This is a genomic window from Simiduia agarivorans SA1 = DSM 21679 (genome assembly GCF_000305785.2).
Lineage (GTDB): Bacteria > Pseudomonadota > Gammaproteobacteria > Pseudomonadales > Cellvibrionaceae > Simiduia > Simiduia agarivorans.
In genome coordinates, this window is record NC_018868.3 from 481,639 (window position 1) to 496,868 (window position 15,230).

16 protein-coding genes are annotated in these 15,230 nt (G+C 54.4%); 8 read left to right on the forward strand and 8 right to left on the reverse strand.

Annotated features, from left to right (window positions below; translation table 11 throughout):
• Positions 1 to 45: 45 nt before the first annotated feature.
• Together M5M_RS02140 and M5M_RS02145 are read right to left on the reverse strand one after the other, a co-directional pair.
• Positions 46 to 540, reverse strand: coding sequence for a DUF934 domain-containing protein (locus tag M5M_RS02140; protein ID WP_015045818.1), 495 nt, complete (start codon positions 538 to 540; stop codon positions 46 to 48).
• Positions 524 to 2,188, reverse strand: a complete 1,665-nt coding sequence (locus tag M5M_RS02145) for a nitrite/sulfite reductase (protein ID WP_015045819.1) — start codon at positions 2,186 to 2,188, stop codon at positions 524 to 526. Before M5M_RS02145 ends, M5M_RS02140 begins: the two co-directional genes overlap by 17 nt.
• A gap of 637 nt (positions 2,189 to 2,825) precedes the next feature.
• On the opposite strand from M5M_RS02145, the gene M5M_RS02150 reads away from it, so the two are divergent.
• Complete coding sequence (locus tag M5M_RS02150) at positions 2,826 to 3,305, forward strand: MarR family winged helix-turn-helix transcriptional regulator (protein WP_015045821.1); 480 nt, start codon at positions 2,826 to 2,828, stop codon at positions 3,303 to 3,305.
• Positions 3,306 to 3,362: 57 nt separating this feature from the next.
• Here the strand turns inward: M5M_RS02150 and M5M_RS02155 are convergent, their stop codons facing one another.
• Together M5M_RS02155 and metH are read right to left on the reverse strand one after the other, a co-directional pair.
• Entirely contained in the window at positions 3,363 to 3,596 is a 234-nt protein-coding gene (locus tag M5M_RS02155) for a DUF2970 domain-containing protein (protein ID WP_015045822.1), read from the reverse strand.
• A 114-nt stretch (positions 3,597 to 3,710) separates the two neighbouring features.
• On the reverse strand, positions 3,711 to 7,403 hold the full coding sequence (metH, locus tag M5M_RS02160) for a methionine synthase (RefSeq protein ID WP_016389173.1): 3,693 nt from the start codon (positions 7,401 to 7,403) through the stop codon (positions 3,711 to 3,713).
• 230 nt (positions 7,404 to 7,633) lie between these two features.
• On the opposite strand from metH, the gene nfuA reads away from it, so the two are divergent.
• Positions 7,634 to 8,218 (forward strand): Fe-S biogenesis protein NfuA, encoded by a 585-nt coding sequence (nfuA, locus tag M5M_RS02165; protein WP_015045825.1) that lies wholly within the window; start codon positions 7,634 to 7,636, stop codon positions 8,216 to 8,218.
• A 166-nt stretch (positions 8,219 to 8,384) separates the two neighbouring features.
• Entirely contained in the window at positions 8,385 to 8,765 is a 381-nt protein-coding gene (locus M5M_RS02170; RefSeq protein WP_015045826.1) for a hypothetical protein, read from the forward strand.
• Here the strand turns inward: M5M_RS02170 and M5M_RS02175 are convergent.
• The 4 genes from M5M_RS02175 to flgA form a co-directional block, all read right to left on the reverse strand.
• Positions 8,762 to 9,481 carry a flagellar regulator YcgR PilZN domain-containing protein gene (locus tag M5M_RS02175; protein WP_015045827.1) on the reverse strand — a complete coding sequence of 240 codons (720 nt, stop codon included), beginning with the start codon at positions 9,479 to 9,481 and terminating at the stop codon, positions 8,762 to 8,764. The genes M5M_RS02170 and M5M_RS02175 overlap by 4 nt on opposite strands.
• Positions 9,482 to 9,490: 9 nt before the next feature.
• Positions 9,491 to 9,967 carry a flagella synthesis protein FlgN gene (locus M5M_RS02180; protein ID WP_015045828.1) on the reverse strand — a complete coding sequence of 159 codons (477 nt, stop codon included), beginning with the start codon at positions 9,965 to 9,967 and terminating at the stop codon, positions 9,491 to 9,493.
• Between the two features lie 114 nt (positions 9,968 to 10,081).
• The gene (gene flgM, locus M5M_RS02185) at positions 10,082 to 10,378 is read right to left on the reverse strand and encodes a flagellar biosynthesis anti-sigma factor FlgM (RefSeq protein ID WP_015045829.1); all 297 of its coding nucleotides are present in this window, start codon (positions 10,376 to 10,378) and stop codon (positions 10,082 to 10,084) included.
• Between the two features lie 211 nt (positions 10,379 to 10,589).
• Positions 10,590 to 11,297, reverse strand: a complete 708-nt coding sequence (gene flgA / locus M5M_RS02190; RefSeq protein WP_015045830.1) for a flagellar basal body P-ring formation chaperone FlgA — start codon at positions 11,295 to 11,297, stop codon at positions 10,590 to 10,592.
• 198 nt (positions 11,298 to 11,495) lie between these two features.
• On the opposite strand from flgA, the gene M5M_RS02195 reads away from it, so the two are divergent.
• The 5 genes from M5M_RS02195 to M5M_RS02215 all read left to right on the forward strand — a co-directional run bounded on the left by M5M_RS02195 (position 11,496) and on the right by M5M_RS02215 (position 15,218).
• Positions 11,496 to 12,449: a chemotaxis protein CheV gene (locus M5M_RS02195; protein ID WP_024330273.1), complete on the forward strand. Its 954-nt coding sequence runs from the start codon at positions 11,496 to 11,498 to the stop codon at positions 12,447 to 12,449.
• Positions 12,450 to 12,492: 43 nt separating this feature from the next.
• Entirely contained in the window at positions 12,493 to 13,326 is an 834-nt protein-coding gene (locus M5M_RS02200; protein ID WP_015045832.1) for a CheR family methyltransferase, read from the forward strand.
• Positions 13,327 to 13,647: 321 nt separating this feature from the next.
• A complete protein-coding gene (gene flgB / locus M5M_RS02205) occupies positions 13,648 to 14,052 on the forward strand; it encodes a flagellar basal body rod protein FlgB (protein ID WP_015045833.1) in 405 nt (134 codons plus the stop codon).
• A 2-nt stretch (positions 14,053 to 14,054) separates the two neighbouring features.
• A complete protein-coding gene (gene flgC, locus M5M_RS02210) occupies positions 14,055 to 14,492 on the forward strand; it encodes a flagellar basal body rod protein FlgC (protein WP_015045834.1) in 438 nt (145 codons plus the stop codon).
• 15 nt (positions 14,493 to 14,507) lie between these two features.
• Positions 14,508 to 15,218 (forward strand): flagellar hook assembly protein FlgD, encoded by a 711-nt coding sequence (locus tag M5M_RS02215; RefSeq protein WP_015045835.1) that lies wholly within the window; start codon positions 14,508 to 14,510, stop codon positions 15,216 to 15,218.
• Positions 15,219 to 15,230 lie beyond the last annotated feature (12 nt).

Here is a 15,230-nt window from a genome sequence, read left to right on the forward strand (position 1 = left end):
GAGAAGGCACAAAAAAGCCCGCCTAGGCGGGCTGTGATCTCGGCATCAAGCGCTACGCCGCAGGAACAGGGGTTTATCCTGAACGACCGCCGCCTGATAGTGCTCGGTAAAGTCCTGCAACGAAATGAGGGCAGATTCAAGGTCTGTGCCCTCGCGCAGCGCAAAGGCATTGAATCCGCACCGCAACAGGTAGTGCATCTGATCCTGGATGACATTGCCGAATGCACGGATTTCGCCCGTGAATCCCAGCCGCTCGCGCAGAATCCGCCCGGTTGAAAAGCCCCGGCCATCCATAAATGTGGGGAAGTGGATGGCCACCAATGACAGCTCTTCAAGGGAAGGAGCCAGAGGCTCCGTCAATTCATCACTGTCCACCCACACGGCGTCAATGCCGCGCGCTTTGCACTGGTCGAGGTGTTCGAGCCACAGTGAGAGGGGCACGACATCATTGCTGCGGGTAATCGAGTCCAGCGTGGCGTCCTTGGCAAGGAAAGCACGCCCACAGTCAGCGAGTGCATTGTCTTTAACCAGCTTTGGCATAAACGCGCTCCTTAAAAGGGGTTACGCCTATGCGGCGGTAGGTATCAATAAACTGTTCTTCCGGGGTCCGGTTCTCAACATACACGTCCAGAATCTTCTGGATAACAGCTGGCATGTCATCGCGCCCGAACGAGGGGCCCAACACCGTGCCCAGGCTGGCGTCATTGGCGGCAGACCCGCCCAGCTGGACCTGATAAAACTCTTCGCCTTTTTTATCCACACCCAGTACCCCGATGTGACCAACGTGGTGGTGTCCACAGGCGTTCATACAGCCGGAAATGTTGAGCGTGAGATCACCCAGATCGTAAAGGTAATCCATGTCGTCAAACTTGCGTTGTAATGCTTCTGCGACCGGAATCGATTTGGCATTCGCAAGAGAGCAGAAATCGCCTCCCGGGCAACAAATCATGTCGGTCAACGTACCGATATTGGGCGTGGCAAAACCGTGCGCTTTGGCCTCTGCCCAAAGCGAAGGGAGGTCCGCTTTTCGCACATCGGCCAGAACCAGGTTCTGCTCATGGGTGGCGCGGATTTCGCCGAAACTGTATTTGTCCGCGAGCTCTGCAACGGCCTCCAGCTGTTTGTCTGTGACGTCGCCCGGGGCTACCCCGGTTGGCTTAAGCGAGAGCACAACGGCTGCATAGCCTGGCTGACGATGGCCTTTGACATTGCGCGCGAGCCAGCGTGACAGCGCCAGGTTGTCCTGTGCCGCTTTTGCCAGTGCGTCGCTGGCGGCCAGGTCATCAATCGCCTCATAGGCGGGCAGGGTAAAGAAGCCTTTCGCGCGTTCAATTTCGTTTGCCGGTAAGGTGCTGGCGTTGTCCTTAAGGTGCAGCCATTCGGCCTCAACCTTTTCGGCAAATACTTGCGGCCCCATGGCCTTTACCAGGATTTTAATCCGGGCTTTGTATTTGTTGTCACGGCGACCATAAAGGTTGTAGATCCTTAATATGGCGTCCAGATAAGACAGAATGTGGCGCTCCGGCAGGAATTCACGAATCAGGCTGCCGATGACCGGGGTCCGTCCAAGGCCGCCCCCCACAAAGACTTTGAAGCCGGTTTCACCTTGGTTGTTGCGCACCAGTTGAAGGCCGATGTCGTGGACCAGGATGGCCGCCCGATCCTGCTCAGACCCGCTGACCGCAATCTTGAACTTGCGCGGCAGGAAGGCGAATTCAGGGTGAAAGGTGGACCATTGACGGATGATCTCACAGTAGGGTCTGGGGTCGGTGACTTCGTCTTCGGCAACGCCGGCATACTGATCAGATGTCACGTTGCGGATGCAGTTGCCCGACGTCTGGATTGCGTGCATTTCAACGTCCGCCAGCTCTGCCAGAATATCGGGCACCTGCTCGAGTTGTGGCCAGTTCAATTGTACGTTCTGGCGAGTGGTGAAATGGGCGTAACCTTTATCGTATACGCGGGTAATGTGTGCCAGTTTGCGCAGCTGTTTACTGTTCAGCAGGCCGTAGGGGACTGCAATCCGCAGCATCGGCGCCACGCGCTGGACGTAGAGTCCGTTCTGTAACCGCAGCGGCAAGAATTCTTCGGGCTTCAGGTCGCCGGCCAGGTAGCGCTCGGTTTGACGGCGAAATTGTGCCACCCGTTCGCGGACTATCTGGTGATCATGGGCGTCGTAAACGTACATGGTGTATCACTACCTTATATCTCCGCCAAAGGGCGGACTGGGTTATAGCGCAGGGTTATTTGCACCATTCTTGCAAATAGCCCGAAAATGGCTGCGCAGATTACCTTAAAAGCGTCTGTTGATCGAGCTAACCCCCTGTATTTAAAGGGGTTGCGCGAAGGTATCAGAGTTACGCGGGCGCGAGATTACCAAGCATTTAGGGTGCTTGATACTAATTGTTAGCGCTATCGTAATATGTTTTTGGAATAAGTGTGTTGTAGGCGCTTGATTCCTTGCTTATTAATGTGGTTAAAATCAGTCTCGCACTAACGCGAACCCCCTCCCCAAAAAAAATAACAGAGGAGTAGTACCATGCACGATGAAATCCAAATGCAAGAACAAGGTGACAGCATGGCCGATGCGGTTGCTGCAATCGCATTGATCGCTATTTTTGTGGCGACATGCGTGTTTTGGGTTAGCGGTCAGTAGTAACACCCTGAAGCCCATCGCAGGATGCGGTCAGGAGTGTGGTTAAACTACATCTCCTCTGGAAGCCAGGGCTTGGGCCCTGGCTTTTGTGTTATTGGGTTCTACATATGTGTACCGGGGCATTCCCCAGAGGGACTGCATACGGCATGATGTAGCCTTGGCCCGTTTCATGGACATCAATATGCCTGACAAGGATTTCCACCTGCACAACAGCTTCGCGTTTTGGATCGGAAGGCTGGCGCAACAAATGCAGGAGCAATTCAACCGAGACCTGAAAGAGCATGATATTAGCTGGCACCAATGGGCACTGCTCAATGTAATGCTGCACGGCGTCGCCAAGACGCCAGCGCAAGCAGCCGATGCGATTGGTGCAGACCGATCAACGGTAACCCGGATGCTGGATCGACTGGAAAAGCGCGGGTTGACCACAAGGGAGCATGATGGTCTTGACAGGCGGGTGGTTAAAATTGCCTTAACTAAGGACGCGATGGCGCTGATGACACAGCTTAATCAATTGGCACAGGCTCACCAGACCCAGTTTCTGTCTGAGTTGCCGAGTACGGAGTACCGCAGTCTGCGTGGTAGTCTGGTAAAGATGCTGCGAGCAGGCGGCGTCGATGCCACTAATCTGTGGCAGCGGGTGAATTGACTACAGTTGCTTTTTTCACTATGGCGTAAGCAATTATATTATCTGTAACGACTGCCTCTACAGCCCACTGGTTTCAAGCACCTTTTGGACAACTAAAACAAGCCCTACTACGAAAGCCACTGTGAAGATGATTCCGGCGGCGATGTAGTGGCCCACTTTTCCCTGACTGAAATCCCTTGCCTGGTTACGTCCGGACTGTACGCCCACTGCGGCGGCCAGGGTACTGAGTGCAATGGCAAAAAAGCCGGGCGGAGTGTCTTTATCCTGGGTTTTGGCGTTATTGGCATCCATCTGGTGTTGCTCCTCTAAAGCCTGAAAGGCTAACAGATCTTTGGGCCGTGGATAAATGCGGTTTGCTCAGATTTGGAAGGGAAGGGCTGGTGGTTACGCCAGCCCCTGCAGTCCTTAGCTTGGATCGTAATCCAGTACCGGCGACAACCAGCGTTCCATTTCGGCAAGAGTCAGATTTTTGCGTGTGGCCAGGCTTTCCACCTGATCTTTGCTGATTTTACTGGTGTTGAAATAGCGGGAGTCCGGGTGCGAAAAATACCAGCCGGAAACTGCAGCCGCCGGGAACATGGCGAAATGCTCGGTCAGGGTCACACCGGTGGCATGGGTGGCATCCAGTACCTGGAATAACGTGGCCTTTTCCGTGTGATCCGGGCAGGCTGGATAACCCGGAGCAGGGCGAATTCCCTGATAGGCTTCCTTGATCAGGGCTTCGTTGTCCAGCGTTTCATCTTTAGCGTAACCCCAGAACTCCTTCCGCACCCGCTGGTGCATGTGTTCGGCAAAAGATTCGGCCAAGCGGTCTGCCAGTGCCTTGACCATAATCGCGCTATAGTCGTCGTGGGCTGCCTCATATTGTTTGGCCAATTCTTCCGCGCCAATGCCGGCGGTTACCACGAAACCGCCGACGTAATCCCGGTAGCCAGCGGGTGCCACATAATCGGCCAGGGACAGGTTGGGGTGGAGATCGCCGGGTTTTTTATTTTGCTGCCGGATGTGGTGCTGGGTGGCGATCGGACGGGTGCGGCTTTCGTCCTCAAACAGCGCGATATCATCGGCGCCGGCCCGATTGGCCGGCCAGAATCCGATCACAGCCCGGGCTTTCAGCAGTTTTTCGTCAATGATCTTCTTCAGCATGGCTTGTGCGTCAGCGAACAAGTTACGGGCCGCTTCGCCCACGACGTCATCTTCCAATATGCGGGGGTATTTGCCAGCCAGATCCCAGCTGATGAAAAAGGGTGTCCAGTCGATGGTGTCCACCAGTTGTGCCAGCGGGTAATCATCGAATATACGGGTGCCGGTAAATGCAGGCACCGGCGGCGTGTAATTGTCCCAGTCGGTTTTGAAGCCGGCTTTTACAGCATCGGGATAGGCGAGGGTGGTGCCCCGGGCTTTTCGCCCGGCGGTGCGTTCACGCACCGTGTCGTATTCGGCACGGGTCTGGTTTACCAGTTCCGGTTTAAGGGTGGGAGACATCAACTTGGTGGCCACCCCCACTGCACGCGAGGCATCGGCCACATAGATGACCTGGTCACACTTGAATTGGGGTTCAATCTTAACCGCGGTGTGGGCCTTGGAGGTAGTGGCACCCCCAATGAGCAATGGCAGGCTGATTTGCTGACGCTCCATCTCGCGCGCGACGGTGACCATTTCATCCAGCGATGGAGTGATCAGGCCGGACAGGCCGATGATGTCGCATTGTTCATCCTGAGCCACCTGCAGGATTTTTTCACAGGGGACCATGACCCCCAGGTCGATGACCTCAAAGTTATTGCATTGCAAGACCACGCCCACGATATTCTTGCCGATATCGTGCACATCGCCTTTCACCGTCGCCATCAGGATTTTGCCGTTGGGCTTGGCGCCTTCACTCTTTTCAGCCTCGATAAAAGGCTGCAGGTAGGCTACAGCCTGTTTCATGACCCGGGCAGATTTGACCACCTGTGGCAGGAACATTTTACCGGCACCAAACAGGTCGCCTACGACGTTCATGCCATCCATCAGAGGGCCTTCAATGACCTCGATGGGTTTGTTGGCGTTTTGGCGGGCGGCTTCCGTGTCTTCTTCAATAAAGCTGGTAATACCCTTGACCAGCGAGTGTTCAAGGCGTTTTTCCACCGGCCATTCGCGCCAGGCCAGATCTTCTTTTTTGGGGCCACTGCTGCCGTCGCCGCGGTAGTTGTCGGCAATGGCCAACAGGGCATCAGTGCTGCCTTCATGCCGGTTCAGGATGACATCCTCAACCTTTTGTTTAAGCTCTGCTGGCAGGTCGTCGTACACGGCCAACTGGCCCGCATTGACGATGCCCATATTCATCCCGGCCTGAATGGCGTGGTAGAGGAATACCGAGTGAATGGCTTCGCGCACGGGGTTGTTGCCCCTGAATGAAAAGGACACGTTGGATACACCACCGGAGACGCCCGCATGCGGTAAATTGGCCCGGATCCAGCGGGTGGCCTCAATAAAGTCAACCGCGTAATTGTTGTGTTCTTCAATACCCGTGGCGACCGCAAATATATTCGGGTCAAAAATAATGTCCTCGGGTGGAAAACCGACTTTATTCACCAGCACGTCATAGGAGCGCTGGCATATTTCAATCTTGCGGGCGGCAGTGTCGGCCTGACCGTCTTCGTCAAAGGCCATTACAATGATGGCAGCACCATAGAGGCGGCACAGTCGGGCCTTTTCAATGAAATCAGCTTCGCCTTCTTTGAGCGAAATGGAGTTCACCAGAGGTTTACCTTGCACGCACTTGAGCCCGGCCTCAATCACGTCCCACTTGGACGAGTCCACCATGATAGGCACGCGGGCGATATCCGGTTCGCTGGCAATCAGGTTCAGGAAACGGACGATGGCTGCTTCTGCATCAAGCATGGCTTCGTCCATGTTGATGTCGATAATCTGCGCACCGTTTTCCACCTGCTCAAGCGCAACTTCAAGTGCTTCGTTGTATTTTTCTTCGAGAATCAGGCGCTTGAATTTAGCCGACCCGGTGACGTTGCAGCGTTCACCCACATTCACAAACAGGGAGTCGCGTTGGATGTTGAAGGGCTCCAAACCGGCCAGCCGGCAGGCGGGTTCAAGCGCCGGTAGCGGGCGTGGCGGGTATTTGGCCATGGCGTCGGCTATGGCGCGGATGTGAGCGGGTGTGGTGCCGCAGCAGCCACCGATAATGTTCAGGAACCCGCTGGCGGCAAACTCTTCCACCACCGCCACCATTTCCTCTGGTGTTTCATCGTATTCGCCGAATTCATTGGGAAGACCGGCATTGGGGTGAGCCGACACATTGCAGGCCGCCACCCGCGACAGTTCCTTGACATAGGCGCGCAGTTCTTTGGCGCCCAGTGCACAATTCAGACCGATGGAAATAGGTTTGGCGTGCGCCAGTGAATTGTAAAAGGCTTCTGTGGTCTGGCCGGACAGGGTGCGGCCCGAGGCATCGGTAATGGTGCCGGAGATCATGATGGGCAGTTCGATACCTTCGCGTTCGAAATAGGTATGAACGGCAAACACCGCGGCTTTGGCGTTGAGTGTATCGAAAATGGTTTCGATCAGAAGAATATCCGCGCCGCCCTTAACCAGACCGTCAATGGCTTCCAGGTAGTTGTCTACCAATACATCAAAGGTAATATTGCGCGCACCCGGGTCGTTGACATCGGGCGAAATCGAGCAGGTGCGGGAGGTCGGACCCAGTACACCGGCCACGAACCGGGGTTTATCCGGTGTTTTGGCGGAGTATTCATCGGCGACTTTGCGGGCCAGTGCGGCGGACGCCTGGTTGATCTCCCACACCACAGATTCGAGGTGATAGTCCGCCTGAGACACCTGGGTGGCGTTAAAGGTGTTGGTTTCAATGATATCGGCGCCCGCTTCCAGGTAGGCCGCATGAATACCGCCGATAACGTCCGGGCGGGTAATGGATAGCAGGTCGTTGTTGCCTGCCAAGTCATAGGCAAAATCGGCAAACCGGGTCCCCCGGTAATCTGACTCGCCCAATTTATGGGATTGAATCAGCGTCCCCATGCCGCCATCCAGAATCAGGATGCGTTGTTTGAGGGCTTGGTAGAGGAGGGTGCTGCGATCTGCCATGGAGCTGCGGGTCCGGTAGTTGACGGTTGTTTGATTCAATCTATATCAAAATATTTTGATGTAGGTTGGCCATTCTAACAGAATTGTGAGATTTGGGGGCCGTTTTTGCCCATTTATATCCGGCCGTTACGCTGTCAGAAGATTTGTGTTCATCTATTTAGCTTGCGCGCGCGTTCCATTAGAATACCCGACCAGTTTGATCAGGAATTATCCAAAGGCAGTTGCAACCCATGGTAAACGTCAATATTACCGAGTCCGCCCAGCAGTACCTGCGCGAGTTATTAGAGAAGCAGAATACGCCCGGTATCGCCATTCGCATGTTCGTGTCCAATCCCGGCACGCCCCAGGCGGAGACCTGCATCGCGTATTCTCGCCCGGGCGATGACCGGGATGCGGACGTGGAAGTGCAGTATGAGGGGTTTAATGCCTATTTTGAGGAGCGCAGCCTGCCTTACCTGGATGAGGCCAAAGTGGATTACTCGCCAGACAAGATGGGCGGTCAGCTGACAATCAGGGCGCCCAACTCCAAAATGCCAAAAATCAGTGACGACAGCCCGATCGAAGACAAGGTCAACTATGTGCTGTATAACGAGGTGAATCCGGGGTTGGCTTCTCACGGCGGTGTAGTCAGCCTGGTTAAGATCGATGATGCAGGCTATGCCGTGCTGAAATTCGGCGGTGGTTGTCAGGGCTGTTCGGCAGTGGATATCACGCTTAAAGAGGGCGTTGAGAAGACGCTGATAGGTAAGATCCCCGAATTAAAAGGCGTCAAGGACATGACCGATCACACGGACAAATCGAATGCCTACTATTGATGGTGTTCAGGTAATGAAAAGCGGGTTCAGGCCCGCTTTTTTTGTCTGCGGTATTAGCCTTGGCGACATTTACCGTCGTTAAGCAGCGATTAACCGAAATGTCCGGCAGCACTGATAGCGGCAGGGTAGACTCCAAACACGTGAATTTTCGCTCGGGATTTAGCAGATGATTACCTATACCTATTGGGTGTTGTTTTTCGCGCTCGCCGCCGGCGCGCTGTATCAATTTGGTAAACGCGGGGCTTGGAAATGGGGCTTTATTTCCGCTTCTGTCGTGATGGTCGCGGGCTGGTGCGCCTACTTTTTCCATTTTGAACAGGTCTTCGTCAAGCGCTTTGGTGGCGTAATGACTATCAGCGTCCCCAAGGGGCAGCAGCACATCGCGACTACCTGGAAGGACGACAATCTGTGGGTGGAAAATTACGACCCGGCCACCAATACCTGCTATTTCTATGAGTATTCCAAGGGCAATCTGTTAGAGGGGAAGGTGGTCATCAAACACTGTAATCCGGTGGGCCGCCAGGCCACTGTGCCGTCTGCCCCTTAGCGTCGACGGCTCATTCGTTGCTTGCGCTGCTCGGCCAGTACCCATTGGCTGATCCGCTTGGCATCGGCCGCGTTCATATCGACAAGGCTGAAGCCGCACCGGTATTTGTCATTCATCTTGTCATATTGCGGGTGCTTGGCCATCAGCTGCCAGTGCTGTTGGGGCAGTGCGGGGTGCAACTGGGCGCAACTGAACAGTTCGCCGGGTTCGATGGGTGGCCGGATAAATTTGTCAAACAGCACGCCCACGCCGTCTGCCGAGATGTCAAATACCTGCCCGTGTAGCGGTTCCGGGCGTTGATTGGATTCCAGCTGTATGTGGGGTCTGTCGGCGGCGGCAATATCTGCCCGGAATGCGGCGCGCCGTTGCCGGTGCAGCATTTTTTGCGGCAGCGTGAGTTTAACGGCAGGTAAATAGTCCCACTCTACCTGGTCCTGAACCTTTGCTTCACAGGATACCTGGATGCCGCCATAGGCCGCGCGAATCAGAATCGTTTGCCCCGACCTAAGCTGATGTTGCAGTGTTTCGTCCGATAACGCATCAATGAGCCAGTAACCAGTCTGGTCGTCTATGGCGACAACCATGCTTGAAGCCAGTGCCTGGGTACCCGGTTGCGCCACGGTGAGCAGGCTGCGGTTCAGTAACAAGGCCTGCAGTACCCGGAGAATGTCTTCGGGATTACTCAGATGCTGGCTTTCGGCTAATTGTTCATCCATCAGGTTTTATCAGGCCTGAGTGTAGGTAAGGGCCGCGCGCTGGGCCTTGTATGTACCTTTGGCGGTGTACAGGTTCTCGGCGGGTTTTTGCCCCTTAAGTAACTGCGTCAGCTGGCTCAGGCTGCGCTGGCTGCGGTTCAGTAGTTTACCGTTAGTTTCGTTTGCCGCTTTACATTGCTTAATGAGCTTTTCCAATTTGGCCCAGTTCTGCATGAGGGCCTGATCCCGACCTTTAGCCATGAGGTTACGCCATCCCACATCATTGGGTGGCAGCTGATTGGCGTCAAGCAGGGCCTTGCGTTTGCCTCCCGCTTGTTCCAGCGCCACCAGTAATTGGCTCTTCTGTTCGATAATCTGGCCCAGTTGATCCAGTTTGCGCTGCGCCAGCATGCCGGCTTCCTGCTGGAGCAACCCCAACAGCTGCCCGGCGTCCTTCAGCTCGGCCTGAATCAGGGACATGATTTGAAAACTCAGGGGTGTGGCCATTTCTCTATCCTGCATGTGATTCTGTCAGAACAAAGAAAGCAATATGAGTGCCATCAAAGAGGGGGATGTGGAGGGGCGTTCAAATACCGGCCGTGGAAGAGGGGATTACAGCGGTCAGATCCCCTCTGCGCCTAAAATGCGCTCTGCCAGGCGCTCCGGATCGATTTTATAGCTGCCGTCGGCAATCGCCGCTTTCAGGCTGGCGACCTTGTCCTGATCTACCACAGGTGCCTTTGCGATATTGTCTTCCAGCTTTTTGAGGCTGAGCGCCTCTTTGCTCAGATTAACGCTATCGACCGGGTTTGCTGGCGCATCGGCCTGGTTTGCCCGGTTCTCAGCCACGCGGTTATTGCCCCGTTGGCTCTGCTGAGTTGCCAGATTACCAAGTCCGGCTTTGGGATCAATCATCATAATGTGGCCTGCTTTATCGTGAGTGCGCACTGTGTTTGGGTCATATGACCCGCTGGCGTGCGGTTTGTCATACCCGGAAACAATACTATCAATTTAGTCGTTGTACACCGGAATCACTACTGTACATTGGGTTGTCGGCGGGTTTCGCAGAAGCTTTAGGCTTTTTTTACCCTCCGCAGGAATTCCTTACCCCGAACCCTTACCATGCCCCTTACATTGGTACTTCAACACGTCCCTCAGCCACCACCTTTGCCCGTATCTTTCGCTCCGAACGCAGGTTCTCTATGGGAATCTGCTGGCCTAGTCGGCCATTGCTCAAGGCGGTACCCGGTGCAATCACGGTTAACCCACCGATATTGGCGGCGACTACCACTCTGTCACCCCGCTGGATAAGCATTGGTTCAATCAGATCCCGCGCGCGGAGTGCCTGTTGCGGGCGTAATGAGCGCCGCGTCTCCATGCCGATGGCCTCTTCTTTAAGCAGTAAAAAGCCCCTTGGCGCCTGATCCAGTGGCACTTCAATCAGCACCAGGTCGGCGTCCGTCAGTTGCTCGCCCTTGGGCAGACTGGTCGATGCATGAACCACAGGGGCCCGGATAGTGACGTCGGCGGAGACATACAAGTTCCAGGGGTGCGCGCCATTGCAGCTGACTCTGACGGTGCTTTGCCCCCCGGCTGGCGAGAGCGAGGAGTGCGATGGTGTCAATTCTTTGTCGCAACGACGCAGTTTCAGCCGGTCGTCTGGTTGATTGACCCTGATGCTCAGATTGTATGCAGGATAGAGCCCCTGATAGTACGCCGTCAGGTAGTCCTGCGCGGTCCGGGATACCGGCTCTAATGCTTGCCACTGTTCCGTAGCCACACACACCTGTGATAGCACTGCCAGTACACCGAAAGTCAATGTACGCAAACAGGTCATAGGGGCGCCTCTCGCTATTGTGTAACTAAAGTAAATGCCGGGTTCGCCGACAAGCTTTCTGGTAGCTATCCTTGTCAGAGCTTTGACAGTACCGGCTTTGTTAAGGGTTGATGCAACATACATGCCGGGCGGCGAAAGCATTGAACATGGGCTATGTTTAATGGCAGCGGTAATATCCGGCTAGTTTTGGGGGCCAGAATGGCAGGTGTTTTAGACAGTGTTAACCAACGTACACAGCTGGTAGGCCAGAATCGCCTGGAGCTGTTGCTGTTCCGGCTCGCAGGCAAGCAGCTGTATGGTATTAACGTGTTCAAAGTCAAAGAGGTGCTGCAATGCCCACCTCTGAACGAAATTCCTAAGCGCAACCCCGTCGTTCGTGGTGTGGCGCACATCCGCGGTGGCACCATTTCCATAATGGATATGAACCTGGCCACGGGTCATGGGCCCTTGCGGAATCTTCAGGAATGCTTCGTCATCATTACCGAATACAACCGTTCAACCCAGGGCTTTCTGGTCAATAAGGTCGAGCGGATTGTCAATATGAACTGGGAAAGTATTCATCCGCCACCCAAAGGTTCTGGGCATGAAAACTACCTCACTGCGGTTACCGAGGTCGAAGGCCAGCTGGTTGAGATTATCGACGTTGAAAAAATTCTGGCGGAGGTGTCGCCAATCAACGAAGAAATATCTGCCGGGGTTATCGAGGACGGCATTGCTGAACGCGTAGTGCAGAAGCACGTGTTAATTGCCGATGATTCCACCATTGCGCGCAAGCAAATTCAGCGTGTGATCGAGTCCATGGGGCTGAAAACGACGCTGTGCAAGGATGGCAGGGAAGCGCTGGAATTTCTGGAGGGTCTGGCCAAAGAAGGCAAAAAGGTTTCTGAGGAACTGCTGTTGGTTATTTCAGATATCGAGATGCCTGAAATGGACGGTTATACCTTTACTGCGGAAGTCCGTGCCAACCCGGCGCTGAAGGATTTGCACATCATTCTGCACACCTCCCTCAGTGGTGTCTTTAACGAGGCGATGGTGAAAAAGGTGGGTGCCAATGACTTTCTGGCTAAATTTCATCCCGATGACCTTGCCCGTAGGGTGAATGACCGGGTCAAAGAAATGTGTGGTGAAAGTATCCTGGATGAGGAGCCATAAGGCTCCTCGTGTGGATTGATTGACTGTTGCTAAGGGGTAGCACGTGAGTGCACAAAGCAGTTTAGATCCAGAGCATTTCAAAAAATTCCGTGATTTCCTCCATGCTGCCTGTGGCATTTTTCTTGCCGAAAACAAACAGTACCTGGTGACCACGCGGGTGTTGCCCTTACTGTCACACTTTGGGGTGGCCGATCTGGGCGCGCTGGTAGCCGAACTGGAACGCCAGCGTTACTCGCCCATGCGCGATGCTGTTATCGATGCCATGACCACCAATGAAACCTTCTGGTTTCGTGATACTTACCCTTTTGATGTACTAAAAGACCAGATTTTGCCTGAGCTCTGTAACAGCGCAACGTCGGTCAAGATCTGGTCTGCCGCGTGCAGTTCAGGTCAGGAACCGCTGTCCATCAGTATGGCGGTAGATGAGTTCCTGCAAGGCTCGCCTGGTGCATTGCGCGCGGGCGTTGAAGTGTTGGGGACAGATCTTTCCCCCTCCATGCTGGAGGTGGCCCGGCGAGCTGAGTATGACCGGGCTTCGGTATTGCGCGGTTTATCCAGTCAGCGGTTGCAGCAATACTTCGATGCAATCGACGACAATCGCTGGCGCGCCAAGCCTTCGATAGCCCGCAGGATCCAATACCGGGCGCTCAATCTTCAGGAGAGCTATGGCGGATTGGGGCGTTTTCATGTGGTTTTCTGCCGTAACGTGCTGATTTATTTCAATCACGACCTGAAGCACGACATACTCACGCGCATACACCGTTCGTTAGAACCTGGCGGGGTACTGTTTTTGGGTGCCTCCGAAGGGTTGGCAGGTGCTTCAGATCTCTATGACATGGTGCATTGCAATCCCGGTATCATGTACCGCGCAAAATAGCAGAGCGGCCAATAGTTGCCGCTTTGCTTGCCGCCACCGGTTCCTTTTTCCGCACTTTGCGCTCCGCGAGGGTCCATTTACTTTGCGGTAGACGCTCGCCTGAGCTTTTTTTTTGGCTTTACAAAAGCAGCAAAATACTGAATTTTCGCCAGTGAATTACGCTTTCCCCTGTGTTTTTCGTGCGAAAACACGCTATCCGACTCAGCGTTGCTGTCGCTGTAAACGCCCAGCCGGGCCGCACACCGTACAACTTTATTAATCTGGCATAGCTATTGCAAAACAGAACCAGTGAAAAGTGTTAACACGTGGTGGACTCAAGCAATGGCTATCAGTTTCAGTAATGCTACCGGGTATTTCGAGCACACCTTGGGCTTGCGTGCCCGTCGCGCCGAAGTGCTTGCAAACAATCTGGCCAATGCGGATACGCCGCACTACAAGGCGCGCGATATCGACTTCGCGGCCGCATTGCAGCAGCGTTTGGAGGGAAGTCAGCGGCAACGCTTTGACCTCAAAACCACCTCAGACAAACACCTGGAAGGCAGCACCATTGTAGCGCTCGATGACCTGCTGTACCGCACGCCAAATCAACCGTCGGTCGACGGCAATACGGTAGAAGAGCAGGTTGAACACGCGGCTTATATGAAAAACGCACTGGCTTTTCAGGCCAGCTTCACCTTCCTCAACAGCAAGTTCAAAGGCCTGACATCGGCAATTAAAGGAGAGTAATCATGTCTCTTGACGCAATTTTTGGCATTGCCGGCTCCGGTCTGAATGCGCAGAGCCTGCGACTGAATACAACCGCCAGTAATATGGCCAATGCCCAGTCGGCCAGTAGCAGCTACGACGAAGTTTACCGGGCGCGCCATCCGGTATTCACCGCTGCGCTGAATCAGGCGAGAGGCGGCATGATGCCGGTCTCCAGCGCGCGGGAAAACACCGGTGGTGTGCAGGTATTGGGTATTGTGGAAAGCGATGCGCCACTGCAACCGCGCTATGAACCCGAACACCCGCTGGCCGACGATGACGGCTATGTCTACTACCCCAATGTCAATGTGGTCGAAGAAATGGCCAATATGATCTCTGCGTCGCGCAGTTTTCAGGCCAACGTGGAAGTGATGAACTCTGCCAAGCAAATGATGCAGCGTGTTCTCACCATCGGACAGTAAAGAATAGGTGTCGCTATGACTGGCATATCAACCACCGGCAACGTACTCGACCATCTGACTTCCACGTCAAAATACGCGGAAGAACCGAAGACTAACGAATTGGGGCGGGCAGAATTCCTGAACCTGCTGATGGTCAAAATGCAGAACCAGGACCCACTCAATCCGCAGGATGATACTGCATTTATCGCTGAGTTGGCCCAGTTCAGTGAGCTCGAGGAAATTGAGAAGCTGAATAAGAACTTCTCTGGTTTTTCCGCGTCGATGATGTCGAACCAGGCATTGCAAGCCTCATCGTTGGTCGGCCGCAAAGTGACCGTGCCGGGCGATGAGTCCTACCTGGCGATGAACGATGTCATCAGTGGCAGCGTGACGTTGCCCGCCACCACCACCGATTTGCAGGTGGATATTTATGGCGAAAATGGCTCATTGCTTGAGTCTGTGCCATTGGGACTGCAGACGCGCGGTGATGTGGTGTTTCGCTGGGATGGCAAATTCATGGAGGTCAATGGCGAGTTGCTGGACTGGCAATCAGGCGAAGAGAACGGCCGTGCACCGGGTAAATACCGATTTGAGGTCACCGCCAGTATCGATGGAGAGCCCACGCGGATCGAAACAGCCCTGAGTGCCAACGTCAATAGCGTTACCTTGGGGGCTGATGGAAAACTGACTTTGAATTTAGCGGGCATTGGCCCGGTCGCCATGAGCGATGTGAAGCAATTTAACTGAGGCGGGAATAGA

Bases quoted from the DNA above. Each gene is read 5' to 3' on its own strand.
- M5M_RS02195 (WP_024330273.1), top strand. From the start codon at position 11,496: ATGGCAGGTGTTTTAGACAGTGTTAACCAACGTACACAGCTGGTAGGC.
- flgC (WP_015045834.1), top strand. From the start codon at position 14,055: ATGTCTCTTGACGCAATTTTTGGCATTGCCGGCTCCGGTCTGAATGCG.
- M5M_RS02140 (WP_015045818.1), bottom strand. From the start codon at position 540: ATGCCAAAGCTGGTTAAAGACAATGCACTCGCTGACTGTGGGCGTGCT.
- nfuA (WP_015045825.1), top strand. From the start codon at position 7,634: ATGGTAAACGTCAATATTACCGAGTCCGCCCAGCAGTACCTGCGCGAG.
- M5M_RS02215 (WP_015045835.1), top strand. From the start codon at position 14,508: ATGACTGGCATATCAACCACCGGCAACGTACTCGACCATCTGACTTCC.
- M5M_RS02170 (WP_015045826.1), top strand. From the start codon at position 8,385: ATGATTACCTATACCTATTGGGTGTTGTTTTTCGCGCTCGCCGCCGGC.
- M5M_RS02175 (WP_015045827.1), bottom strand. From the start codon at position 9,481: ATGGATGAACAATTAGCCGAAAGCCAGCATCTGAGTAATCCCGAAGAC.
- metH (WP_016389173.1), bottom strand. From the start codon at position 7,403: ATGGCAGATCGCAGCACCCTCCTCTACCAAGCCCTCAAACAACGCATC.
- flgA (WP_015045830.1), bottom strand. From the start codon at position 11,297: ATGACCTGTTTGCGTACATTGACTTTCGGTGTACTGGCAGTGCTATCA.
- flgB (WP_015045833.1), top strand. From the start codon at position 13,648: ATGGCTATCAGTTTCAGTAATGCTACCGGGTATTTCGAGCACACCTTG.
- M5M_RS02150 (WP_015045821.1), top strand. From the start codon at position 2,826: ATGGACATCAATATGCCTGACAAGGATTTCCACCTGCACAACAGCTTC.
- flgM (WP_015045829.1), bottom strand. From the start codon at position 10,378: ATGATGATTGATCCCAAAGCCGGACTTGGTAATCTGGCAACTCAGCAG.
- M5M_RS02180 (WP_015045828.1), bottom strand. From the start codon at position 9,967: ATGGCCACACCCCTGAGTTTTCAAATCATGTCCCTGATTCAGGCCGAG.
- M5M_RS02145 (WP_015045819.1), bottom strand. From the start codon at position 2,188: ATGTACGTTTACGACGCCCATGATCACCAGATAGTCCGCGAACGGGTG.
- M5M_RS02155 (WP_015045822.1), bottom strand. From the start codon at position 3,596: ATGGATGCCAATAACGCCAAAACCCAGGATAAAGACACTCCGCCCGGC.